17 protein-coding genes are annotated in these 24075 nt (G+C 46.5%); 12 read left to right on the forward strand and 5 right to left on the reverse strand.

Annotated features, from left to right (window positions below):
• Positions 1-7: 7 nt before the first annotated feature.
• Positions 8-334, reverse strand: a complete 327-nt coding sequence (locus F3J22_RS13350) for an EF-hand domain-containing protein (RefSeq protein WP_205195201.1) — start codon at positions 332-334, stop codon at positions 8-10.
• A gap of 341 nt (positions 335-675) precedes the next feature.
• Between F3J22_RS13350 and F3J22_RS13355 the strand changes: the two genes are divergently transcribed.
• From F3J22_RS13355 to F3J22_RS13390, 8 genes are all read left to right on the forward strand, one after another.
• Positions 676-1416 (forward strand): MBL fold metallo-hydrolase, encoded by a 741-nt coding sequence (locus F3J22_RS13355; protein WP_167017916.1) that lies wholly within the window; start codon positions 676-678, stop codon positions 1414-1416.
• A gap of 44 nt (positions 1417-1460) precedes the next feature.
• A complete protein-coding gene (locus F3J22_RS13360) occupies positions 1461-2489 on the forward strand; it encodes a low specificity L-threonine aldolase (RefSeq protein WP_167017918.1) in 1029 nt (342 codons plus the stop codon).
• Positions 2490-2573: 84 nt separating this feature from the next.
• Positions 2574-2954 carry a hypothetical protein gene (locus tag F3J22_RS13365; protein ID WP_167017920.1) on the forward strand — a complete coding sequence of 127 codons (381 nt, stop codon included), beginning with the start codon at positions 2574-2576 and terminating at the stop codon, positions 2952-2954.
• A gap of 9 nt (positions 2955-2963) precedes the next feature.
• Positions 2964-4961, forward strand: coding sequence for a DUF4132 domain-containing protein (locus F3J22_RS13370; RefSeq protein ID WP_167017922.1), 1998 nt, complete (start codon positions 2964-2966; stop codon positions 4959-4961).
• A 9-nt stretch (positions 4962-4970) separates the two neighbouring features.
• Positions 4971-6926 (forward strand): DUF4132 domain-containing protein, encoded by a 1956-nt coding sequence (locus F3J22_RS13375; protein ID WP_167017924.1) that lies wholly within the window; start codon positions 4971-4973, stop codon positions 6924-6926.
• Positions 6917-7237, forward strand: a complete 321-nt coding sequence (locus F3J22_RS13380) for a nucleotidyltransferase family protein (protein WP_167017926.1) — start codon at positions 6917-6919, stop codon at positions 7235-7237. Before F3J22_RS13375 ends, F3J22_RS13380 begins: the two co-directional genes overlap by 10 nt.
• Positions 7238-7336: 99 nt before the next feature.
• Entirely contained in the window at positions 7337-8089 is a 753-nt protein-coding gene (locus F3J22_RS13385) for an HAD-IIB family hydrolase (RefSeq protein WP_167017928.1), read from the forward strand.
• 26 nt (positions 8090-8115) lie between these two features.
• The gene (locus F3J22_RS13390) at positions 8116-9315 is read left to right on the forward strand and encodes an exo-beta-N-acetylmuramidase NamZ domain-containing protein (protein ID WP_167017930.1); all 1200 of its coding nucleotides are present in this window, start codon (positions 8116-8118) and stop codon (positions 9313-9315) included.
• 71 nt (positions 9316-9386) lie between these two features.
• Here the strand turns inward: F3J22_RS13390 and F3J22_RS13395 are convergent, their stop codons facing one another.
• Positions 9387-10421 carry a LacI family DNA-binding transcriptional regulator gene (locus F3J22_RS13395; protein WP_167017932.1) on the reverse strand — a complete coding sequence of 345 codons (1035 nt, stop codon included), beginning with the start codon at positions 10419-10421 and terminating at the stop codon, positions 9387-9389.
• Between the two features lie 498 nt (positions 10422-10919).
• Here F3J22_RS13395 and F3J22_RS13400 point away from each other — a divergent pair, with 498 nt between their 5' ends.
• From F3J22_RS13400 to galB, 3 genes are read left to right on the forward strand one after another with little or no spacing between them, the layout of a single operon-like run.
• Positions 10920-13991 (forward strand): TonB-dependent receptor, encoded by a 3072-nt coding sequence (locus tag F3J22_RS13400; RefSeq protein WP_205195202.1) that lies wholly within the window; start codon positions 10920-10922, stop codon positions 13989-13991.
• A gap of 20 nt (positions 13992-14011) precedes the next feature.
• A complete protein-coding gene (locus F3J22_RS13405) occupies positions 14012-15700 on the forward strand; it encodes a RagB/SusD family nutrient uptake outer membrane protein (RefSeq protein WP_167017934.1) in 1689 nt (562 codons plus the stop codon).
• A gap of 21 nt (positions 15701-15721) precedes the next feature.
• A complete protein-coding gene (gene galB, locus F3J22_RS13410) occupies positions 15722-18418 on the forward strand; it encodes a beta-galactosidase GalB (protein ID WP_240155049.1) in 2697 nt (898 codons plus the stop codon).
• Between the two features lie 141 nt (positions 18419-18559).
• Here the strand turns inward: galB and F3J22_RS13415 are convergent, their stop codons facing one another.
• Positions 18560-20917, reverse strand: coding sequence for a S8 family serine peptidase (locus tag F3J22_RS13415; protein ID WP_167017938.1), 2358 nt, complete (start codon positions 20915-20917; stop codon positions 18560-18562).
• Positions 20914-21327 (reverse strand): hypothetical protein, encoded by a 414-nt coding sequence (locus F3J22_RS13420; protein WP_167017940.1) that lies wholly within the window; start codon positions 21325-21327, stop codon positions 20914-20916. The genes F3J22_RS13415 and F3J22_RS13420 overlap by 4 nt, the downstream gene beginning before the upstream one ends.
• A gap of 636 nt (positions 21328-21963) precedes the next feature.
• On the opposite strand from F3J22_RS13420, the gene F3J22_RS13425 reads away from it, so the two are divergent.
• Positions 21964-22935, forward strand: a complete 972-nt coding sequence (locus F3J22_RS13425; protein WP_167017942.1) for an aminoglycoside phosphotransferase family protein — start codon at positions 21964-21966, stop codon at positions 22933-22935.
• A 4-nt stretch (positions 22936-22939) separates the two neighbouring features.
• Here the strand turns inward: F3J22_RS13425 and F3J22_RS13430 are convergent, their stop codons facing one another.
• The gene (locus F3J22_RS13430) at positions 22940-24043 is read right to left on the reverse strand and encodes an alkene reductase (protein ID WP_167017944.1); all 1104 of its coding nucleotides are present in this window, start codon (positions 24041-24043) and stop codon (positions 22940-22942) included.
• Positions 24044-24075: the final 32 nt, after the last annotated feature.

Below are 24075 nucleotides of genomic sequence, written 5' to 3' on the forward strand. Positions count from 1 at the left end.
AGGGAGATTATTTGGTGCCACCATCTTTATGAGGATGTGGCTGACTTTTTCTGAATGCTTTCAGCTCATCTTTGTCGATGAATCCATCTTTATTGGTATCGATTGTAGCGAAGTTTTCGTTCAGTTTTTCCAGTCTTTTATCGTCTTTGCTTGCAGCTTCTACTTCAGCTTTGCTGAGTTTGCCATCACCATCTTTATCAATTTTCTTAAAGAAGCCTTCTCTGTCACCTGGCTGATGTTGCTGTGGTTCCTGTTGTTGTGGTTGTTGTGCGTTTGTTTTGGCAGTAACCATTGTCATCATCAATATCCCTGCTGCGAAGAAATGTTTCATCATAATTGTCAATTTAAAATGATTTAATAATTCCTGTTTACGGGATATATAGATGCAGATAAGGTGCCAACGTTTAATGGTCAGCGTTAGTGCCTGTGTAGGCATTCTACTTTAACAAATTATTTAAAAATATGTAAATCATCTACTTATATATAAAATTATAAATATAAATTATATGTAAATGCAGGTAATATTAACGCTAAATAACACTAGTTTGCAATAGTTAACATTCGGGTAGTGTACCTGTTCCTGCTGATTTGATAATAAGTTGTAATTTTCGTGTTGAAATACCGGAGATTGGGTGGATGTTATATCCGGTATAATAGCTGAATAAAGAGAAGCGCATGAAAATAATACCCTTAGATCAAGGCATTTACAGTGTAGACAAGCAGAAGGTATTTACATTATATGAGACAGGGAACGAGGCGCAGGCGCAGCAAATCAGGTATGCTGTCCGTCCTTTCCTGGTAGTGCATAACCAGGAGCTGATTTTACTGGATACGGGGCTGGGAGCCGAATCGGCAGCGGGTCATGATCTCCTTTCTTTGCTGGCGCAGCAGGGCGTTCCCCCTTCACAGATAACTAAAATACTATTATCTCATCTGCATAAAGACCATTTAAACGGCGTAGGCTGGTTAGATAACGGTCACCTATATACGCATTTCCCGAATGCTGCGATATACCTGCAGCAGCGGGAGCTGGAATATGCGCTGACACAGCAACAGAGCTATGCCTACAACAGGGCCATGCTGGAGCAGGTATCTGCCTTACCTGGCCTGGTATTGATGAATGATGATGAAGGCTCCATCTTACCTGGAATAACCTTTAAAGTGGTTGGCGGGCATAGTCCGTTTCACCAGGTGTTCTGGTTAACTGCTGCTACTGACATTTATTTTTATGGGGCAGATGATTTACCGCAGGCCAATTACCTGCACCCGCATGTTGCCTATAAAAGCGATTATGACGGGAAAAAGGCCATGGAACTGCGTACAGTATGGGAGAAAGAAGGGAAAGAGCAGCATTGGCAATGTTTGCTTTATCATGACATGTACGCACCTATATTGCAATTGAAGGAAGGTAATTAGAAATTAATAATTTATACCGTCGGTACGGCTTATAAAACAGTGCTATGTATAGTTTTAGAAATGATTATTCGGAGGGGGCACATCCCAATATCCTGCAGCGATTGGTGGAAACGAACCTGGTACAGCAATCAGGATATGGAGAAGATGAATATTCTGTGGCAGCAAAGGAAATGCTGAAGCAGAAACTCGGGAATCCTGCAGCGGCTGTATTCTTTATATCAGGTGGTACGCAATCCAATCTGATCGTGATTTCATCCCTGTTAAAAGTACATGAAGCAGTGATCAGTGCGAAAACAGGGCATATCTTTTCCCATGAAACCGGCGCCATTGAGGCTACCGGGCATCGGGTAATTACCGTCGATACCAAAGAAGGTAAGTTGCAGGCGGCTGATCTGAAAGATGTTTTGGCTGCGTACAGTATGCGTCCGCATGTGGTGAAGCCACGTATGGTCTATATTTCCAATTCCACCGAAATAGGAACGATCTACAGCAAGGCTGAACTGACGGAACTCCGTGATTTTTGTCTGGCCAACAACCTGTTGTTATACATGGATGGGGCCAGAATGGGGCATGCGCTTACGGCCGACAGCAATGACCTGACGCTTACGGATATCGGGCAGCTGACAGATGTATGTTACATTGGAGGCACGAAAAACGGCGCCCTGATAGGCGAGGCAGTTGTATTCAATAATCCGCAGCTGGGAGCCGACTTTGATTATGTGCTGAAACAAAAAGGCGCATTGCTGGCTAAAGGCAGGTTGCTGGGCATTCAGTTCCTGGAGCTGTTTAAAGATGATCTTTACTTTACACTGGCGAGGAAAGCGAATATGCTGGCCATGAAAATAGCAAAGGCCGTGCAGGAGCAGGGATATACTTTCCTGACACCCGCCACCAGCAACCAGTTATTTCCTATCCTTCCAAAAACGCTGATCAGCGAACTGAGTAAGGAATACCAGTTTTACGAATGGGAGGCGATAGATGCGGAACATTCCGCTGTGAGGATTATTACTTCCTGGGCAACCGAAGAATCCGTGGTGGATGCATTTATTGCCGCCATCAGGCAACATAAATAATGGCTGCATCGCAGTAAAGTAAAAGGAAACAGGTACCATCCTGTTTCCTTTTTTTATTTTATATTAGTTGGAAATCCTGTACCTGTGGAAATCCATTATTTTAATACGTCCGTTGCTGTAGCCGGTAAAGAGTCCCTGAAGCTCGAATGGAAGCTGCCCGTCATTACCGTACGGGAACTGATATACGAAAAGGTATTGCACGAAATCAACTGGATGAATGAACACCGGAAACTGTTGCCCACCGGGCTTGTTTATCCTACTGATGTTGATCAATGGCTGAATAAAACCGTAAAAGGTGTTTTTGCTCCCTTGCAATTCCATGAACATTTTCACCTTGTTATGCAGCGATATTGGGACCATAGCTTTACGGTGGCGGTAAACCAGGTGCAATACGCCCTGGATGAACCTATTCCGGCCACGGAGAACCTGACTGTACTATTTACCAAACTGATTAAATTCTTCTAACCACTACCTATGAGAACGATAGACGATTTCCCTTTGCCGGCCGGCGAAGACTGGGAAGACCTGTTTACCCTTTTTCTTTCTTTGGATAACCACAAAAAGCGCCCTGACAAAGAATGGTACGCAAAAGTAAAAGTGGTACTGGATAAGATCGGGCATGAGCAATACCTGGATGTTACGGTGAACTGGCTGATTGCAAAATGCGAACAGCTGCAACGTAATATCAAACGCCTGGATGAATTCCTGAAAAAGAGCTGGCGGTTCCGGTTACATGAAGATTTCCCGCTGACCCAAAGAATGGAGAAGGTGCTGGAAAACCAGCGTCCTGCATGGGTAGACGTTGTTTTGGGAACTGAATATTACTATACGAAAGAGAACCCCTTGTACCTCCGTGACGGGTATTATTACTTTTATACGTTGGGTGGCCGCATCATACGTGGCACGCTTCATACCAATATGATCCTGGAAAATGAGGTGTTATATGATATGATGGATGTGCTGATGCGACTGGCGCCGGAAGTAACCATGGATATCCTGCATATATACAGGAACCGCGATGCAGCATTTGCAGTGCCGCGACTGATGATCGTCCGGGATGCTATCCGCCATAAAACCTATCGCAGGGCGGTGGATACAGCCATTGCAAAATTTGGCGATAAAACCAACAAGACATCCGGCGCAGAGGCGATGAAAGAGCGCTTTATACCTGATATGGACTTCAACAACCGTCACCAGCTGCTGGTGAAAGATGGCAGCTACGCCATGGGCATAGATCTGATGTTGGCAGGTCCGGAAATCGTGTTGCTGGAAAACGGCGTACCTGCCATAAAAGTGCCCGCTGCCGTGAAGAAAGAGCTGACCGAACGTTTTAAGGTTTTCCAGAAAAAGCATAAGGAAATCAGTGCCCATTATACCTTACAAAAGAACAGACTGGAAGAAATTTACCGCCATAACCGGGAATGGCTATACGAAAATTGGGAACCCTATTATATCACGCATCCTTTTGTAGGCGCATTGGGCAAACAGCTGATCTGGGAATTTGTGAATGGGGACCAGTCGACTACAGCAATCTGTCGTAAAGGAACGTTTGTAAATAGCGTTGGTGAGGAAGTGAACTGGGTAGAGGAGCCCGATACGATTGTAAGGCTATGGCATCCTGCAAAGGCTACCGCAGCGGAAATTGCTGACTGGCGGAACTATTGCATACAACATAAGCTGAAACAGCCATTCAGGCAGGCTTTCCGGGAAGTATACCGGTTAAACGACAACCATAACAACTGGTCAGTGGATCATTTCGAAGGGCATGTAGTGAAACAACGCCAGTATAATGCGTTGTGTAAAATGCGTGGCTGGTCTACGGGTGATTTCAGGCATGAACATACCAATATTAAATTGCCTGCCTATAAACTGACCGCCTACCTGTGCATTGCGGATGTCTGGTATGATAGTTTGTCAAATGGAGACCACCTGCAGGTTACCGGAGGGGTGGATTTTGAAGGAAAAGGCTATAGCGGAAATATGGAAGATATACCACCAGTGATATTATCAGAGGTATTGAGAGATGTGGATATGATTGTAAGTGTATCGTCGATAGGTAATGAAAATAAGCCAGTCACTGAGGTGATGGAAAAAGCACGTACTTACTATGAAGACTATACGAAAAGGAGTTTGTCGCCCATAGGTATTGTGAGAAGGGATATACTACAGCTGCTGCTCCCTCATATGGTCTACTCCGATCGCTTCCGTATCGATGATCAGTATGTGCATGTAACCGGAACGCTGGCAAACTATAATATACATATTGCCACAGGCCAGGCGACCAACGTTGCCACAGGCTTAGGTGTGCACATTGCCCCCAGTTTCAGCAGAAATGCCGGGCTATTCCTGCCGGATGAAGGAGATATTATGCTGACAGTCATTCTCAGCAAAGCGAATTTCCTGGCAGAAGATGATCTGATTGCAGATGAACATCTCTTGCAAAGAATTAAATATACTTCCCATCGATCATAACAATTACCTATGAGAACCATGTATGATTTCCCTTTGCCATTGGGCGCAGATTGGGAAGAGCTGTTTGTCCATTTTTTTTCTTTGGATGATGTAAAAAGAAAGCCTGATCAGGCCTGGTATGACCAGGTGACTGTGCTGCTGGATAAAATAGGAAGGGAGAACTATCTCGCTATTACCACTAACTGGTTATTCGAAAAAACGCAGATGCTGGCGCGCAATGCCAAAAAACTGGAGAATTACTGGGTGCGCGACAGAATGGACGATATCCGTTTAAATCAAAACCCCGAATGGGTAAAAACAGTATTGGCGGGAGCGCCACTGTACAGAGGCCAGAACCCGCTAACCATAGAAAGAGGCAATTATTATTTCTATACATTGGGGGGCCGTATTATCCGTGGTACTATTTTTACCAACAGGATTCTGCAGGATGAAAAACTGTTTGATATCATTGATCTGCTATTGCGTGTTTCTCCTGAGTTGTATAAAGATATACTGGATATCTATGAGGCGAAAGGCATTGAATTTGCGGTGCCGCGACTCACAGCCCTGCGGGATGCCATCAAACATAAAACCTATAAAAAGGCGATCGATACTGCCATTGCAAAATATGGCGGAAAAAATAATAAGGGCGGTGCAGAAATGATCAAGGAGCGTTTTGTGCCGGATATGGGCTTCAATCAGCAGCATCAGCTGATAGTAGAAGATGGTAATTATGCCATGGGTATAGATCTGATGCAGGCAGATGTGGGAGAGATAGTATTAATGGAAAATGGCGGTATAGTCGCAAAAGTGCCATCGGCAGTAAAGAAAAATCTGACAGCACAATTTAAATCTCACAAACTCAAACATAAGGAAATCAAGTCCCACTATGCCTTACAGAAAAACAGGCTGGAAGAAATATACCGTAATAAACGGGAATGGATATACGAAGTATGGGCGCCGTATTATATCGCACATGCTGTTACCGGTGCATTGGGTAAAAACCTGATATGGGAATTCAGTAATGGAAAAATGGCTACCAGCGCTATTTTCAGGGGAGATGGTTTTGTAGATAGTCAGGGCCAGAAAGTTAGCTGGGTTAGTGATAAAGGCACGGTCGTCAAATTATGGCATCCGGTGACGGCTCCTGCCTCTGAAGTGGAAGGCTGGAGAAGATTCTGTATGCAACACCAGGTGAAGCAGCCTTTCCGGCAGGCTTTCCGGGAAGTATACCGCGCCAATGCAAGTGATGAAAAACATGCGGATCATTTCGAAGGACATGTGGTCAGAGAAAACCAGTACAATGCATTGTGTAAGACAAGGGGATGGTCTTGCGGTGATTATTCGCACCAGGATTCCAGTATAAGACTGCCTGCATTCGACCTGGCTGTTGAATTTGAAATATCAGACCAGTGGTCTGAAAGTTATTCCTCATCAGGCGGGTGTTTGCAGGTAACAGGAAAGGTGAAGTTCAGGGAGGGGAAGCAGCAGGTTCGTTCGGCGAAAGTTAATCCGGTGGCGTTTTCTGAAGTAATGAGGGATTTAGATATGATAGTGACAGTGTCGGGTATCGGTTACGGCTACACGCCGGTGGAGGCGGTAATGGATAAGGTACGTGCTTACTGTGACGCCAGTGCGAAGAGAGATTTATCGCCGATAGGCATTATTCGCAGAGATATTTTGCAGCTGCTGATGCCGCAGACGGCCATCAGCGAGCGTTGCAGTATTGATGGACAATACCTGTATGTACGTGGAGAGCTGGCCAGCTATAAAATTCACATCGGCACGGCCGATGTATGGAATGCAGCAACAGCGGGATGGATTCATGTGGAGCCTAAAATGCTGGAACAAACAGCCAGACACTTCCTGCCGGATGAAGGAGATCTGATGTTGACGGTGATTCTCAGCAAAGCTAATCTGCTGGCGGAGGACCATCTTATTCCGAATGGATATTTATTGAGTAGAATAAAAGAAACATGGAAATAATCATGCATGCGCAGTTGCAAGACCGTTTGCCGGCACTGCGGACTTTCTGCGAAACCCATGCCATTGCAGAATTGTATGCCTTCGGATCGGTGATAGACGGGCGTTTCCGGCCCGGCAGCAGCGATATTGATTTGTGGATAGACCTGCTGCCACTGGAAGGAATGGAAAAGCCACGCAGGCTGGTGCGTATCTGGCTGGGGTTGCAGGAGCTGCTGGAATGTAAGGTAGACCTGATTTTAAAGGAAGGCATACGTGGCGCAACATTTAAGAAATACCTGTCTATCTATCAGGTAAAAATATATCCCGTTTAATGATGATTGTAAGGTGTTTTCCTGCAAACAAAAACTTTCTTTCAGCTGTTTTTTTAGGTAGATACGCTTGCCGCGATATCTATCTAACTAAAAACTCATATGAAAAAGCTGATCGTATTTGATCTGGATGGCACCATTGCAGAGAGTAAATCCGCCATCGATGCGGAGATGGCAACCTTGTTGAATAGCCTGATGGGTATTATGAGAGTGGCTATTATTTCCGGTGGCAACTGGCAGCAGTTTGAAACGCAGGTATTGGGAAACCTGCCGCAGAGTGAAAACTGGAAGAACCTTTCGCTGCTGCCTACCAGTGGTACCAGGTTCTATAGTATGCAGGACCTCAAAACGGGCTGGCAGCAGCTGTATGCAGAAGATTTTACGCGGGAAGAAAAGTCGCGCATTATTGCCGCCATTCAGGCCGCTGTTGTTACTACAGGGTATACCGTTGGCCAAACCTGGGGCGAGCAGATAGAAGACCGTGGCAGCCAGATTACCTGGTCAGCACTGGGGCAGCAGGCGCCACTGGAAGCGAAGCGCACCTGGGACCCCGACAGCGCAAAGCGTAAACAGATACAGGCCATCCTGGATAAGTCGCTCGAAGGGTTTTCAGTAAATATTGGCGGTACCACTTCCATCGATGTTACCCGGCAAGGCATAGATAAGGCTTATGGGATCAGAAAGCTACAGGATATTTTACATATAGCCATTGCCGATATGATCTTTGTGGGAGATGCGATCTACCCTGGTGGTAATGATTATCCGGCAAAGCAGGCCGGCGCCTTGTCCATCGCCGTGCGTGATATACACGAAACCAAGCGGGTAATAGAAACCGTGCTGGCGTGCCTGGGATAAAAACAATGATAATACTACATTAGCGTATGAATAAGGCTTTAGTTAAATACGGGATAGACCAGTTGTTACATGCACCTGTGATAGATAAGCAGCAGCGGATCGGTTTGCTGACGAACAACGCTGCGGTGACGCATTTTTATACGCCTTCCAGGGAAGAGCTTATCAGGCAGGGTTTTAACGTAGTTAAACTGTTTTCCCCTGAACACGGATTGGATACAACCGGCCCTGATGGCCATTTTATGCTGAATGGCACCGATACGCTGACAGGTTTGCCTGTCGTGAGTTTATATGGAGAGAAATTAATGCCGGCGATAGAAGATGTGCAGTATATAGATGTGTTGCTGGTAGATCTTCCTGATATTGGCACCCGCTTTTATACTTACCTCTGGACGATGACCTATGTGCTGGAAGCGGCGGCACGTTATGGTAAAAAGGTGGTGATATTGGACAGGCCCAATCCTATTTCAGGAGATTTTTCACTGGCGGAAGGGCCTTTGCTGGATGAAGTCACAGCGGCCAGTTTCATCGGCCGGTGGTCTGTTCCGTTGCGCCATAGCTGTACATTGGGAGAGCTGGCGTTATATTTCAACCAGGAAAGAAAGCTGGGGACAGACTTACAGGTAGTGCCCTGTACAGGATGGAAGCGGGATATGTTTTATCCTGTGTGGGGGCAGTCTTTCGTGCCTGCTTCGCCTGCCATTAACGGTTATGAATCAACGTTACTGTACCCTGGACTATGTTTGCTGGAAGCCACTAATGTTAGTGAGGGGAGGGGAACAGCTACGCCGTTCAGGGTAGCAGGTGCACCGTGGATGAATGCCAGGGAAATAGCTATGCTGATGAATGAGCGTAGTTCTGGTGACGCCGTGGCCAGGCCGCTGGAGTTTGTGCCTCTAAGTGGGCGCTACCAGGGAAGTTCCTGTAAAGGTGTGATGCTGCATGTGCAGGATGCGGAGTGGTTCAGGCCTGTAAGAACCGGGTTAATCCTCATTAAATTAATACGTGATACCTATCCGGACCATTTTGAATGGGCGCCCTATAAAACACATGTCAACGGTAAGGGAACGAAGCACCTGCAGTTATTGCTGGGGCAACCCCATCCGGAGGCGCTCTTTGAGCTGGATTTTACCAGCTTCCTCAGCAGACTGGATGCTTATACGGGTGTGGGAGACTGGAAAGAAAAGATGATGCCTTACCTGATTTCTTCGTACGATCGTGACCGTTAGTCCGGTTAATTTTCCGGGTAGATGATTTACCAGAAATTACCCATTTTTACGCAATCGGTTGCGTTCTGCAATTACCCTTTTTTGAGAGAGGAAGCCCTGATGACCATGTCGGCACGGAGTGTGATGGCACTGGTGGTAAAGCGGTTGTTTTCACTTTTGAGGTGGTCGATGAGCCGGGAGGCGGCGGTGTGGCCGATTTGATCGCCGGAGTAGTTCATGGTGGTGAGGTTGGGTTCAATGACTTTGCTGATAGGGTCGTTGTTGAAGCCGGCGAAGGCAATATCGCCGGGGATGTTGAGTCCGGCGGCCTTTAATGCCAGCATACAGAAAACGGCGGCGGTATCGTTGGCGGAGAAAACGGCGTCGGGGCGTTCGGCTGGGGGCAGGTCCAGGATATATTGCGCAGCGGCGGTGCCGGCCTGTTCGGAGCCGTTGCTGACCAGGTGGTAGCTTTCTTTAAAGGGCAGGTGGTATTCCCTTAAAGCTTTTCTATATCCTTTGAAGCGATCGTGGTATACATTTCGCAGCAGGTTTCCTCCCAGGTGCATGATGCGTTTGCATCCCTGCCTGATGAGGTGGGTCGTGATATCGTAGGCAGCTGCCTGGTTGTCGATGCCTACAGACAGGCTATCGGTATGTGCATATACGCGGTCAAAGAATACCACGGGTATTTTCCTTTTAAAGAAGGGTTCCAGGTGTTCAATGCCGGTGGCGTCTGCGGAGAGAGAGATCAGCAGGCCGTCTACTCTTTTGTTGAACATGGTAAGTACGTTACGTTTTTCCTTCTCTACATCTTCCAGTGACTGTGCGATGATAAGGTTGTAGCCATGCGCATTGGCGGCGTTCTCCATGCCTGCCAGTACCGACGACATAAAATGGCTGTTTAGCCGGGGGATCAGTACGCCCAGGGTATGGGTTTGTCTGCTTCTCAGGTTGCTGGCAAAGGCATTGGACTGGTAACCCAGCATGTTGGCCGTGTCAATGATTTTCTTACATGTTTTTTTGCTGATGGTGGGGTTGTTTTTCAAGCCCCTGCTCACTGTTGCTGCCGAGATGTTCAGGTATTTAGCAATGTCGTATATCGTTACTTCACGGTCTTCCGCCATTATTGATAGCTTGTTGATCAAAGGAAATAAAATAAAATTGAATAAAAAAATGCAATCGGTTACGTAAATCCAAAATTTTCTTATATTCGTCCTGAAGAATAGGAAAAATTCCACCACGTTCTCAATATTAGCTGCTGTTATTGAATGATTTAATACAATAACCAGTGTTATTGGAAATCCCGGATGACGATGTAAGATATATTATCAACCAAAAAAATTCCAGAAAATCACTATCGGTAATTGAGCGCTGCTCATTTTTTTTATCTCCGGATTTATAATTGTCATTATGACAATTATATCGATAAATTCCACTGACTGTATGATGTGCGGACCACAACCGGGCCGCCCTGATGTACTGCTATGCTGATCTATTACTGTAGCGATTCCAATACTATACAATCTTTTCCGCTACAGACGCCAGTTAAAATTTTCACGTTAAAATCAACTATATCTCCACATTCCATCAATTTTATAATTGTCAAAATGACATTTACCGTTATGAACAAAACTATTAAAAGCAATGGCGTCAACGGGAGGCGCCACCAGCACCTTTGCCGCATGCTAACTATTCTATTACTAACGGCATTCAGCTGGGCGATGCCCCTGCATTCGCACGCCCAGGATAAGGTGGTGCACGGGCGTGTAGCCGCTGAAAACGGAGAGCCTGTTCCCGGCGCTACCATCGTAGTGAAAGGCTCCTCCAAAGGAGAAGTTACCAATGCCAACGGGCAGTTTAACATCCACGCCGCAAAAGGCAGCATACTGGTGATTTCCTGCATGGGCTTCACTCCTAAGGAAGTGGCAGTAACTGCCGCAGATCAGCTGGATGTTACACTCTATACCTCTTCCAAAGATATCAACGAGGTAGTGGTAGTGGGTTATGGCAGCCAGCGCAAGGCAGATCTCACCGGCGCCGTATCCAGCGTAAACCTGGAGTCGCTCCGCGAAGCGCCTAATACCAACATCGCGCAGTTCCTGCAGGGAACAGTGCCCGGCCTCAACGTAGGTGTGGCCACTGCCGCCGGCGGAACACCTCCCATCTCTATCCGTGGCCGTGTTACCCTCAACGGTAACCAGAGTGTACTCATCATCCTCGACGGTGTGCAATACACGCAGTCACTGTCTTCCATCAACCCGGATGATATCGCCAGCATTGACGTACTGAAAGACGCCAGCTCTACTGCCGTTTACGGCGCCCAGGCATCCAATGGTGTGATTCTGATCACCTCCCGCAAAGGAAAGGTGAGCCAGCATCCACGCATTGCTTTCTCTACCGCCTATACGTCACAATATCCTACGGTGGGCAACCTGAAACCTTATGACCGCGACGGGTACCTCAATTACCTGAAAGAAGCATTCTATGATAAGGCCTTCACCGGCCCGGACTATACCACACCCAATCCGAATTTTAAAATTGAAAGTGTGGCAGATGCCAGCATCCTCACACCGCAAGGCACGCTGAAACCCTACAACTACAACTGGTTCAACGCCGGTACCAACACCGGTACCATTGCAGAGAATAATCTCAGCATCAGCGGTGGAAGCGACCGTATCAACTACCTGTTATCTGGTGGCCTGGTAGACCAGAAAGGGTTTATCATGAATGATAAATTCAAACGTAAGTCTGTACGCGCCAATATCGAAACACAACCGCTGAAATGGTGGAAAGTAGGGCTCTTGTCCTCTGCTGCTTTCGTTAACCAGGACGGTGCAGAGCCTTCTTTCAGCAGTCTGCTGCGTATGACGCCGCTCATTGTTCCTTACGACAGCACTGGCACGCTCATTCCGTTCCCGATGAATACACTGGAACCCAACCCTTTCACTACCTATAATGTAGATGACAAGGATCGCAATAATTATTACTTCGCCAATATCTATTCTGATATGGACCTGCCTTTCCTGAAAGGGCTGAACTACAGGATGAACTTTGGTAATAACTACCGCACTTCCGCGCACTTCTATTCCAGCATCTATGATGCCGGACAAACAGGCATGGCCTACAAAGCGAACCAGGAATACTACGATTATACTTTCGATAATATCCTGACCTATAAAAGGAAATTCGGTAAACATGATCTCATGGCCACTTTGCTGTATGGCGCTGTAGGCCGTAAGTTCAACAGTACCAACGCCACTGCTACCGGCTTCCCACGCCTCACGCTGAGCTATAATAACCTGTCGCAGGGAAGTATACAAACTACTTCGTCCGATGCATGGGAAGAAACGCTCAACTACCAGATGGCGCGTATCAACTACAAATACCATGATAAATACCTGCTCTCTGCTATCCTGCGTCGTGATGGGTTCTCCGGGTTCTCTGCCAATAATAAGTATGGCACCTTCCCGGTGGTAGCGCTGGGATGGATTATGTCTGAAGAAAGCTTTATGAAAGGTATCACCTTCCTCGATTACCTGAAACTGCGTGCAGGCTACGGCGTTACCGGTAACCAGACTTCCCGCTACAGCTCTATTGCACGTGTAACCACCGGCGCTGCCTATGTTTACGGCGATGGGGGCAGTACCGTATTCGGACAACAGGTAGCTTCCCTGGGTAATGATAACCTGAAGTGGGAACGTACCAAAGGTGTGAACGGTGGTATCGACTTTTCTATCCTGAAAAATAAAGTAAGTGGTTCGTTGGATTATTACCGTAACAATACCTACGATTTGCTGTATAGTGTCGCTATTCCTGCGGCAACGGGTTTTACCAATATTACAAGTAACCTGGGTCAGATCCGCAACAGTGGCTTTGAAGCAGCTCTTACCTGGAATGTAATGGACAGACGTGACTTCAGATGGCAGGCAAACGCGAACTTCTCGCTCAATAAAAATAAAATTATTCATCTCACCGGACAGGATGCCAATGGTGATGGTAAAGAAGATGACCTGATCTCCAGTGGCCTGTTTATCGGTAAATCTATCAGCACTATCTATGATTACCAGACAAATGGCATCTATGGGCTGAATGATACACGTCTGGCAGGTTTTCCGGTAGGTTCCGTACGTATTGTAGACCAGAACGGTGATAAGGATATTACACCAGAGGCAGACCGTATCTTCCTGGGCCGTCAGGAGCCGCTGTACCGCGTGAGCTTATCACAAACATTCTCCTACAAGGCATTTACATTCAGCTTCTTCCTCAACTCCGTACAAGGTGGCAGAGATGGGTACCTGGGTAACAACAACCCGTCCTTCTTCCGCGAGGATAACAGTATCCGCGTGAACAACCTGCAGGGAATAGATTTCTGGTCGCCACAGAACCCTAATGGCAAATACCCGAGAAATATCTCCGGTTCCCATGCGAAAGTAGAACCTAATATGTGGCAGTCGAGAAGCTTTGTGCGTTTACAGGATGTGTCGCTCTCCTACGACTTTGCCAACAATCTCCTGAAAAGACTGAAAGCGCAGTCGTTCAACCTGTATGTAAGTGGTAAGAACCTATACACCTGGACTAAATGGGAAGGATGGGACCCTGAGGCCAACAACAGCGATGGCACCGCCATGGGACTTACCACCAGCGGCCGTCCTGTACTGAGAGGTTTTACTGTAGGATTGAGAATCATTTACTAATTCCATCACAAATTATTGTTATGAAAAAACTGAATCGGATTATATTATGTGCCCTGCTTTGTTCACCGGTGATTTCCTGTAAACGTGATTTTCTCGACGAAAAGGCGCAGTCATTTTTAAGTACCAGCAATGCTTTTAAGACAGCGGAAGACTTCAATGCATCTATTAATAACCTGTATGCGCTGGTAAGAACAGAATTTTATTCTTCCAGCGACTGGCAGCCGATGCATTACCTGTACAGAACAGATCTGGCTGTGGAAGTATCTGTAGGTAGTAATCCTAACCTTGCGTCGGATTTCGGTCCCAGCGGCGGATTACCTAATAACCACTGGAACCAGATCTATAAAATTGTAGCGGAGGCTAACACCGTCATCAGTCGTATTCCTGCTTCCAGTCTTTCTACTGCCGACAGGGCATCGTTTGAGGCGAAGGCGCGTTTTTTCAGGGCGCTGGGGTATAGAACACTGGCATATCTTTTCGGCGGTGTACCGTTGGAGCTTCATGAAGTGGTGACGGAAAAGATCAATTACACCCGTGCCACCAAAGCAGAAGTGCTGGACCAGTGTATTACCGATCTGAAATTTGCAGCGGATAAATTACCTGGCATTGCAGCGGTAAAAGATGGCGAGATATCGAATCTCGTGGCACAGCATCTGCTGTCGGAGGTGTATCTGGCCGCAGGCCAATACCAGAACGCGGTAACAGCAGCTTCTGTGGTGATCAGTGACCCGTCGATGGCACTCATGAAAAACCGTTTCGGATCGCATAGTACTGTAACCCCTGGAGATGTGTACTGGGACTTGTTCCAGACAAAAAACCAGAACCGTAAATCGGCAGGTAATACAGAAGCCCTTTGGGTAATACAATTTGAAACAGATGTATTAGGTGGTGGTGCTGTATCTACTGCTCCGGCAGGCAGCTACCAGCTGGAGCGTGTGCATGTACCGTTGTACCGCGACATGAAAGTAAACGGCATCGGGCTGTTTCTCTGGCCTATCGGCGATTATACCGGAGGCAGGGGCGTAGGATTTATGCAGCCTTCCAAGCATTATGAGAATGATATCTGGCAGAGTGATTATGCCAATGACATCCGCAATGCCAACAATAACTTTGTACGGGAAGTGGTGGCTACTAATCCACTCAGTCCATATTACGGTCAGAAAATTTCTACCAACAACCCGCCGCCGGGCGCTGGTATTACGTTCCCTTCGAGGGTATTTTATCCTTACCAGTCGAAGGCAACCACCGTATTTGACCATCCGTCAGGGCTATACGTAAATCCTGGTTCTACTGACCCGGTTAAAAAGTATGAACTGAAATCTTCTGCTGGTGGTACTTACACCGATCAGTACTTTTTCCGTCTGGCAGAAACTTATTTGTTGAGAGCGGAAGGCTACCTCGGGCTGGGTAATACCGGTGCTGCTGCCACAGATATCAACATGGTAAGAGCGAGGTCTAATGCTTCGCCGGTGCAGGCAGGAGCGGTAAACATTGACTATATACTGGATGAGCGTCTGAGAGAGTTTGGGGTGGAAGAGAAGCGTATGCTGACGCTGATGCGACTGGGTTTACTGTATGACCGTGTAACACGGTTCAACTCATTTTATGCCGGCAATATGGAAAAGCGTTTCAACCTCTGGGCTATCCCGCAGGGAGAAATAGAACGTAACAGGGGAGCAGTGCTGACACAGAATGATGGCTATAAATAAGCCTTTAAAATCTGAATGATGATGAATAACGGAAACCGTATATTTTTCCTGTTTTGCTTTGCCAGTCTGCTGCCGGTGGCGGCAGTGCTGGCACAGCAGCCCAGGCAACATATAAGTATAAATGAGCACTGGAAGTTTTTCAGGTATGCTTCCAGTCCTGATGCGCTGGCCTACGATGTAAGGCCTGTTGTTGACGACCGCAAAGATGATGTGGTGGCAGACAGCAGGCCAACAGCCGCTGTGGCAGTAGCTTCCCGGCAGCAGGTGCTGAAGCACTGGATACTTCCTTCGGGGAATGACTTTATAACGGACCCAATGAAAACCCATCAGCGCCCGGCAGGTAATCCGGGTGCTGATTTTTCGTTTGTGCAACAACGTTATGACGACAGCAAATGGGAATCTGTAGATCTGCCGCATGACTGGGCCATCAAAGGACCTTTTTACCGGGAAGCCGATGCCATCGTAGGCGGTGGCATGGGAAGGCTGCCGGTGCAGGGCGTCGCCTGGTACCGCAGGCAGCTGGACATTCCTGCTGCCGACAAGGGCAGGCAGATTTACCTGGATATAGACGGGGCGATGTCTTACACCATGGTATGGCTCAATGGCCACCTGGTGGGCGGCTGGCCTTATGGTTATAATAGCTTCCGGCTGGACCTCACGCCGTATATCCGTGTGGGTAGTACCAACCAGCTGGCGATACGCCTGGATAATCCTGCTAACTCTGCCCGCTGGTACCCGGGGGCAGGTATTTACAGAAATGTATGGCTGACAAAGGTAAACCCCGTGCATGTGGCACAATGGGGGAGTAGTGTCACCACCCGTGATATCTCCACTGCCGCCGCCACAGTAGATATGGCCATTTCGGTAGATAATAAAGCCGTTACAGATAAAGCCATACGCGTTGTTTCATCTTTGTATACCAGCGATAATATAAAGGTAGCCACGCTGCCTGTGAAAGAAGCCTTTATCAAAGCTGGTGGTACTGCTAAGCTCACCGCCGCTGTAAAGCTGGACCATCCCCGGCTGTGGGGGCCGGCTCCGGGGCAACGCCCTCATTTATATGAAGCCGTAACGCAGGTATTTGCCGATGGAAAGCTGGTAGATGAATACAAGACTACCTTTGGCATTCGCCAGGTGACTTTCGATCCGGTTAAAGGCTTGGTGGTGAATGGCATGCAGGTGCGGATGCAGGGCGTCAACCAGCACCACGATCTGGGCGCTTTGGGTGCAGCGTTTAACGTACGTGCAGCTGAAAGGCAGCTGGAAATATTGCAGGCACTGGGTTGTAATGCCATACGGCTGGCGCATAATCCGCCGGCACCGGAATTGCTGGAGCTGACAGACAAAATGGGTTTCCTGGTGATAGACGAAATATTCGATTCCTGGGAAACGAAGAAAACGCCGCTGGACTTTCATCTTATCTTCCCCGACTGGCATGAGCCGGATACCAGGGCTTTTATCAGGAGAGATAAAAACCATCCTTCCGTTATAGCCTGGAGTTTCGGGAATGAAGTAGGAGAACAATACACCGAAGAAAAAGGAGCAGCTGTTGCTGCGGCATTATATAAGATAGTAAAAGAAGAAGACAGTACGCGGCCCGCTACCGCCTCTATGAATTATGCCAAGCCGGACATGCCGTTTCCTACGGTCATGGATATACTGAGTTTGAACTATCAGGGAGAAGGTATCCGCGATGCCCCGGCCTATCAGGGTTTGAAGGGTATCCGTACTACACCGCTGTATCCGGCATTTCAGCAGAAGTTTCCCACCAGGCTGATTTTCAGCAGCGAGACTGCTTCTGCGCTGAGTACCCGGGAAACCTATCTGTTTCCCGTTACAGCAGAGAGCAGTGCACCTGTCAATGAAGGAGCAGGCGGTAATGGTAAGTTGGCGCAGGTAAGCGCCTATGAGCTTTATACAGCAGCTTTTGGTGCCTCGCCCGACAAAGTATTTGCCTCACAGGACAAGCATCCGTATGTGGCCGGAGAATTCGTCTGGTCGGGATTTGATTACCTGGGCGAGCCAACGCCCTATTATTCTGCCCGCAGCTCCTATTCCGGCATTATTGATCTGGCGGGCCTGCCGAAAGATCGTTTTTATCTGTACCAGTCGCGGTGGCGCCCTGAGCTGCCTATAGCGCATCTGTTACCGCATTGGACATGGCCCGGACGTGAAGGACAGGTAACGCCGGTACACCTGTTTACTTCCGGTGATGAAGCTGAACTGTTTGTCAATGGTGTTTCCATGGGCAGAAAAAAGAAGGCAGCCTTTGAATACCGGCTGCGCTGGGATAGCGTGGTATATCAGCCGGGAGAACTGCGTGTGCAGGCTTATAAAAACGGGAAACCCTGGGCAGCAGACACCCTCCGTACAGCAGGTGTTCCGGCAACATTGCAGTTGCAGGCCGATAGAAAACGCATCTATGCTGATGGCAAAGACTTATCATTTATTACTGTCAGTGTTACAGATGAGAGAGGCATTCCGGTGCCCCAGGCAGATAACCTGCTACATATAGTTGTAAGTGGAGCTGGCACCTTTGAAGCCGCCGATAACGGCGATCCGGCAGACCTCACCTCTTTTGCAGCGGACCAGAGAAAACTATTCAGTGGCAAACTAGTGCTGATCGTGCGTTCCAGGAAGCTGATAAAAGGGTCGGTAACTGTTACGGTAACAGGAGAAGGATTGACGAGTGGAAAGATGATATTGGAATCTAAATAAAAATTTGATTGATAAATTGGAATTAGCAAGAAAAAGGAATCCCGCAGATATTCATCTGCGGGAATTTTAGGGCTGACAAATTTTATTTTTGTCAGCCCTTTTGTTTTTTACTTTGAAGATGTACCAGCGATTATTGGAAATTTATTTCACTATAATTATTTGTCTTTCTTTATTAGTCTTAGTGACGATCTCAAGGAAATAAACACCCGAACCGAGGTTAGAAATATTAACCTGCTCGCTTGCATTCGAATTTGAATACTTTTGCTGGTGTTTTAAATTGCCACTTTGATCATATATATTCACCTGTGAAATACTGAGATCTGCGGATTTTGCTGAAGTATTCCTTGCAGCCAGATTAGCTGCACTTTGGGAAGGCGATATATTCACAATATTGGTGGCAGGATTCGGAGAAATAGCAAATTTATAGAAATCAGAGCAGGTGACATTTGTTAGCATAACGGCGTCTAAACCAGTACCACAACTATTCGTAGCGGAAACCCCGATCTTATACGTTCCTTCTCCCGATGAATAAACATTAAAGTGTCCGGTATTATTTGTTTGATATCCGGATCCGTTATCATAATTGTATGTATGAAAATTGTAGGACGTTGGATTTCCGGTGGCTGAACAACTAATAGATATTTCGCAACTCTTACCATCTACAGCATTAATAGTCACGGCGGGGGCACCAACCGATACCGTTTTAGAAACAGTAATAGCTGCACAGGCGGTATTTATGGTAGCTGTTATTGTAACGTTGCCGCCAGGTAACCATCCTTTGGATGCATTTCCATTCGCATCTAAAGTTACAATGGAGGGATCTGAACTTGCCCAGGTGACAGTTGTTCCGGATGCTAAACCGTTAATTTTATAATTAGCGGAGGTACAAAACTGGGCCGGCCCGTCTATTGAAAGCATGCTTTGTAATGTTTTGGCTACTGCTGCACAGGCATTTATTCTTCCATAGCCTGCATCACCACACCACGTTCCGTTAGGCTGACCAGATACATTAGATTGATAATTATATCCTCCGACTTTATCACAGGTGCTTTCCAGCAGCTGCCTTGCCTGTATTCCTGTTAATCCCGGATTGACAGAAAGGATCAATGCCATAACTGCAGCGGCGTTTGGCGTTGCGGATGAGGTGCCATTGAATGTGCTGGTGTAATCGTCAAAGCTATATCCTGCATAACCCGAAATATCTGTTGTATATATTTTTACACCCGGGGCAAGGATATCTAATCCCGGTCCGTAATTACTTCCCCAGGTAGTTTCTCCATCACAACTAACCCCTAAAGGGTCATTAGAAGAACGTTTGCGTGTATCGCACATGCTACTGGCTCCTACTGCTATTACGTTACTAAGTGTTGATGGATAGGATATAGCGGTGTTATAATTTCCTGCTGCAAATAGCACCACACAACCTTTGCCATTTCTCCCATTGTTTACGGCGTCATTAATTGCATTGGTAATAGCATTGGATGGACTACCGCCTCCCCATGAATTGCTTAAAATATCTGCACCACTATTTTTTGCCCAGGTAATTCCATTAGAAGCCCAGGCATCGGTTGTCCACGGTGAAGTGCCGTCGCCTTTACGCCCAATTCTGACTGGAATCACTTTTGAATTGTAGGCTACACCGGTAGTTCCGATATAATTGTTGGCTATGGCTGCCACTATCCCTGCACAGGCCGTTCCATGTGCATCATCGCCAGAAGGAGCACCCCCTGAATTATTTCCTGTCGCGTCAAAACCTCCTAATAAATTGGCGGCTAAATCAGGGTGATTTAAATCGACGCCCTCATCTATGATGGCTACCTTTATACCTTGTCCGGTGGCAATATTCCATGCATTTTCCACATGCATATCCGCACCAGGAGTTCCTCCCAGGTATCCTTGGTTTTTAATGGCCCATTGGTATTGGTATAAAGGGTCAGCGGTAAAAGGCTGAAACAGTCGTATGAAATTAGGCTCAGCAAAGTCTATATATTTGCTTTCATTCAACTGATTAATAAAACCGAACGTTTCCTGGGTGGAGGAACCTTCTAACGTAATAATATATTGTTTATTAACAAATGTATCACGTGATACCGCTATATTATATACTTTGCGTAATGTCTGCAGATAAGCAGTATCAACAAATTTTACAATAATTTCACCAGTACATATTTGCCTGGTTCCATCTTTGTATATTAATACAGGTTCGGTTTGTTTAGGCGCATTATTCAGTTTGCCGGTTAGTTTTGATATTCTTGTTTTTACATCTGTATCGGGTAAATCAATTGATATAATGGCTGTGTTCTTTGCAGTGTTAAGTGTTTTATGAGGTGTTAAGGTTGTAAGTGCCTTCATTCTGTTCGAATCAGAAAAAGCCACATAATATTCACTGGAAGAGATAGTAAATTCAATATTTCCTTTCTTAGTGGAATAACTAAATTTTTCTTGCGCAAGTACAGGGATTTGTAGCAATACAAATGCTACAAATAATAGGATTCTCATTGAATTTTAATTTTCGTTAAATATAGATTTTCATATGTATAATCTGCTGGTGCATTAAATTTATCGCATATAGGTTTTAAGAAGCCACTGAAACTAACCTGCAACGACCCCTTGGATGCCTTGAGTGCCAATACTGCCGATGGTAACGCAGCCTCATTGCATATGGCCAAATAGTGTTTGCAGTTAATACAGTTTTCTTCCTGGTATAATATCACATACTTGTCCTTAAAATCTTTACTACTAATGTCTTCGTTGTACATTATAGTTCCAATAATATTAGATGTCTCAGGAATGGTATCTCTCGCCGGGGCTTCACATCCACATGCCGGAGGTGCGTTATGCTTTTTACAGGCAACAAAGGAAAACGTAGTCAATGTGAGGAGAATAAAAACTGGAATTTTTTTGTTCATGGATTTACATTTATAATTGAGAAGGGTATTTTTTGATGTAGTTTGTATCAGGAATTGCTTATCGTGAAAAAGACGTACATTTTTCTGCTTTCAGTAACATGGGCAGCAATGATCGTCTGATGCTATTTATCAGAATTTTGCCAGGTATAGGGTTGTGTATACATCTTCTGCTTATCGAGTTCAGATTTTATATAGGTTCCCGTGTTGTTTTTACATCTCTTGTAAGTCTTTGCTACATGTAACCGGCAATATTGAATTGTTGGTTTTATAACGAAAGGCTAACATGCTGGTTTGGTTTTTGAATCTGCTGCCAGTTGTAGCGCAGGCTTATTGCTGGACAGTTGAGCAAATAGGTTGACAGAAAAAATTAGGTAAACATACATGACGATATTAACACTTCTATCCGAATACAATTTTCAGGAATAGTATATTTTATATGATTGATTTTTTTATAATTAGCTACCAATATAGTAAATATTGGGAGAAAAAAAATATTTTTGAGGGCCCGGACGGCGCCTTGATGGAAGGTCCCGAGAACGGTTTTTGAATTAGTAAAAGCATTGGAAGCGAATCAACGGTAAGTTTCCAGATGGCAGATTCAATATTGCTACCAAATTTTTCTCTATCTTAACCCCTATGGAGTCTACTACAGATTTATCCTACTGGAAACAATTTCTGCGGGAACGATTAAACATCAGCCTGGGACAGGCTACTTTACAACCGGTTACCGGCGGACTTTTCAATGAAGTTTACCGCGTCGGTGATGAGCAGCAGGAATATTACGTTAAAAGATACCTTGATAAACCCGTCTCCGGGATATTCACGCCCCCTGAAATACCTGCTACGCAGCGGCGTGAGCTGGCGTTTAAGGTGCACGACTACTGCCGGCGTATAGAAGGTAATAAAAGTCATGTGCCGGCAATCAGGCAGGATGAAGCCAGTAACACGTTGGTGATAGCAGGTGTGGCCAATGGCAAACCTTTATTATCCTATCTGGCGGCAGGTAAGGCCCCAGTGACGGCATTGCTGGCGGTTTCCCGTGTACTCGCAAGGCTACATACGGCAAGCCATAACGTTACTGCATATACGGAGCAGCCATTATACCTGAATACTGTCTTCCGGGATTATAAGCTACAATTGCAATACTATGAGCTGGCATCGCACCTGGAGCCGGACATTGCGGTAAAAGTGCGGACCCTGGCCGATCAATACAAAATGCAACAGCTATGCTTATTGCACGGTGATATCAATACCAGGAATATCGTACTGAATGAAAATACCGAAGCTATTGGTATCATAGATTTTGAGCAGGCACATGTCGGACATCCTGTCTACGACCTGGCCTACCTGCTCAGTGAATTGCTGATTCATCAATGGTATTACGCATCAGAGGTGATGCAGCAGGCCATCAGGCGTATGCTGGAGTTGTATTTCGGTGTTAATACCACCATCCGTTACGCGGAGGTCAGGGATATCCTGAATGCGCATATTGGGGTGCAGATATTATACCGCTTTCTGGGGCCCAGCCGTAACTCCTGGACCTATTATGTGGAGTCGCCCAGGAGAGAAGAGATCATAGCGCAGGCGAAAGGGTTACTGAAGTATTAGCTTTTTAAATAGCGGGATAATCTGAATACCCGATATGGTCGCCACCACCATAGAGGAGGTGCCGGTCAGTGATTTCGTTTAAAGGAGCACCTGTCAATACCCGTATCGGGAAATCTGGATTGGCAACGAAGCTGCGTCCGAAGCCGATTAAATTGGCATAGCCCTTTTTCAGCAGGGTTTCTCCTTTTTCCGGTGTTTTACTGCCGGTGGCAATGATCGTTTTGGTAAAGGCAAGCCGCAATGCTTTGCGGAAGCTTTCATCCAGTTCCGGGCCGTTTTCCCAGTCACCTTCTGCCAGGTGAATATAGGCAATGCCCAGGTCGTTCAGCTGTTGGGCTGCCATCAGGATAGCGTCGAAGATCTCCGGGTCGTCCATATTTTTATATTTGACATTGGGAGAAAACCTGATCCCTACCTTTTCTTTCCCGATGGCTTGTGCCACGCCTTTTATCAGTTCCATAGGGAAGCGGATGCGGTTGGGTATACTGCCGCCGTACATGTCTGTTCGTCTGTTGGAGTTACGACGGAGAAACTGGTCTATCAGATAGGCGTTGGCGCCGTGTAGTTCTACGCCATCAAAGCCGGCTTCCATGGCGTGGAGGGCTGCCTGTACAAACTGATTATTTACATCCGTAAAATCAGCAGCTTCCATGGCGCGTGGTGCTTCCACCGGTGTGAAGGCTATCATCCCTTTCGTTACGTTATCTTCAATGTATACACTGGCTTCTTCAGCAATCAGGGCAGAGGGACCAATAGGCTGTAGTCCATTTACCAGCGACGACGACATCCTTCCAGTATGCCATATCTGCAGGAATATAGGTGTGTTTTTTTCATGTACCGCTGTGGTAATCTTTTTCCAGCCTTTTATCTGTTCTTTTGTGGCAATACCAGGTGTTCTGGCATAGCCTTGTCCCTGTATGTTTACATACGTAGCCTCCGTTATAATAATGCCGGCAGCAGCACGCTGTGCATAGTATTCAGCCATCAGCTCATTGGGGATATCGCCGGGCTGGGAGGTCCTGCTTCTGGTCATGGGCGCCATCAAAAATCTGTTTTTCAATTCCAGTCCACTTAAGTTGTACGGGCTAAACATTGTAGGAAATTGCATGGTATTGAATTTTAAGCGGGAAACAAATGCTT

The sequence above is a fragment of the Chitinophaga sp. Cy-1792 genome, assembly GCF_011752935.1.
Classification (GTDB): domain Bacteria; phylum Bacteroidota; class Bacteroidia; order Chitinophagales; family Chitinophagaceae; genus Chitinophaga.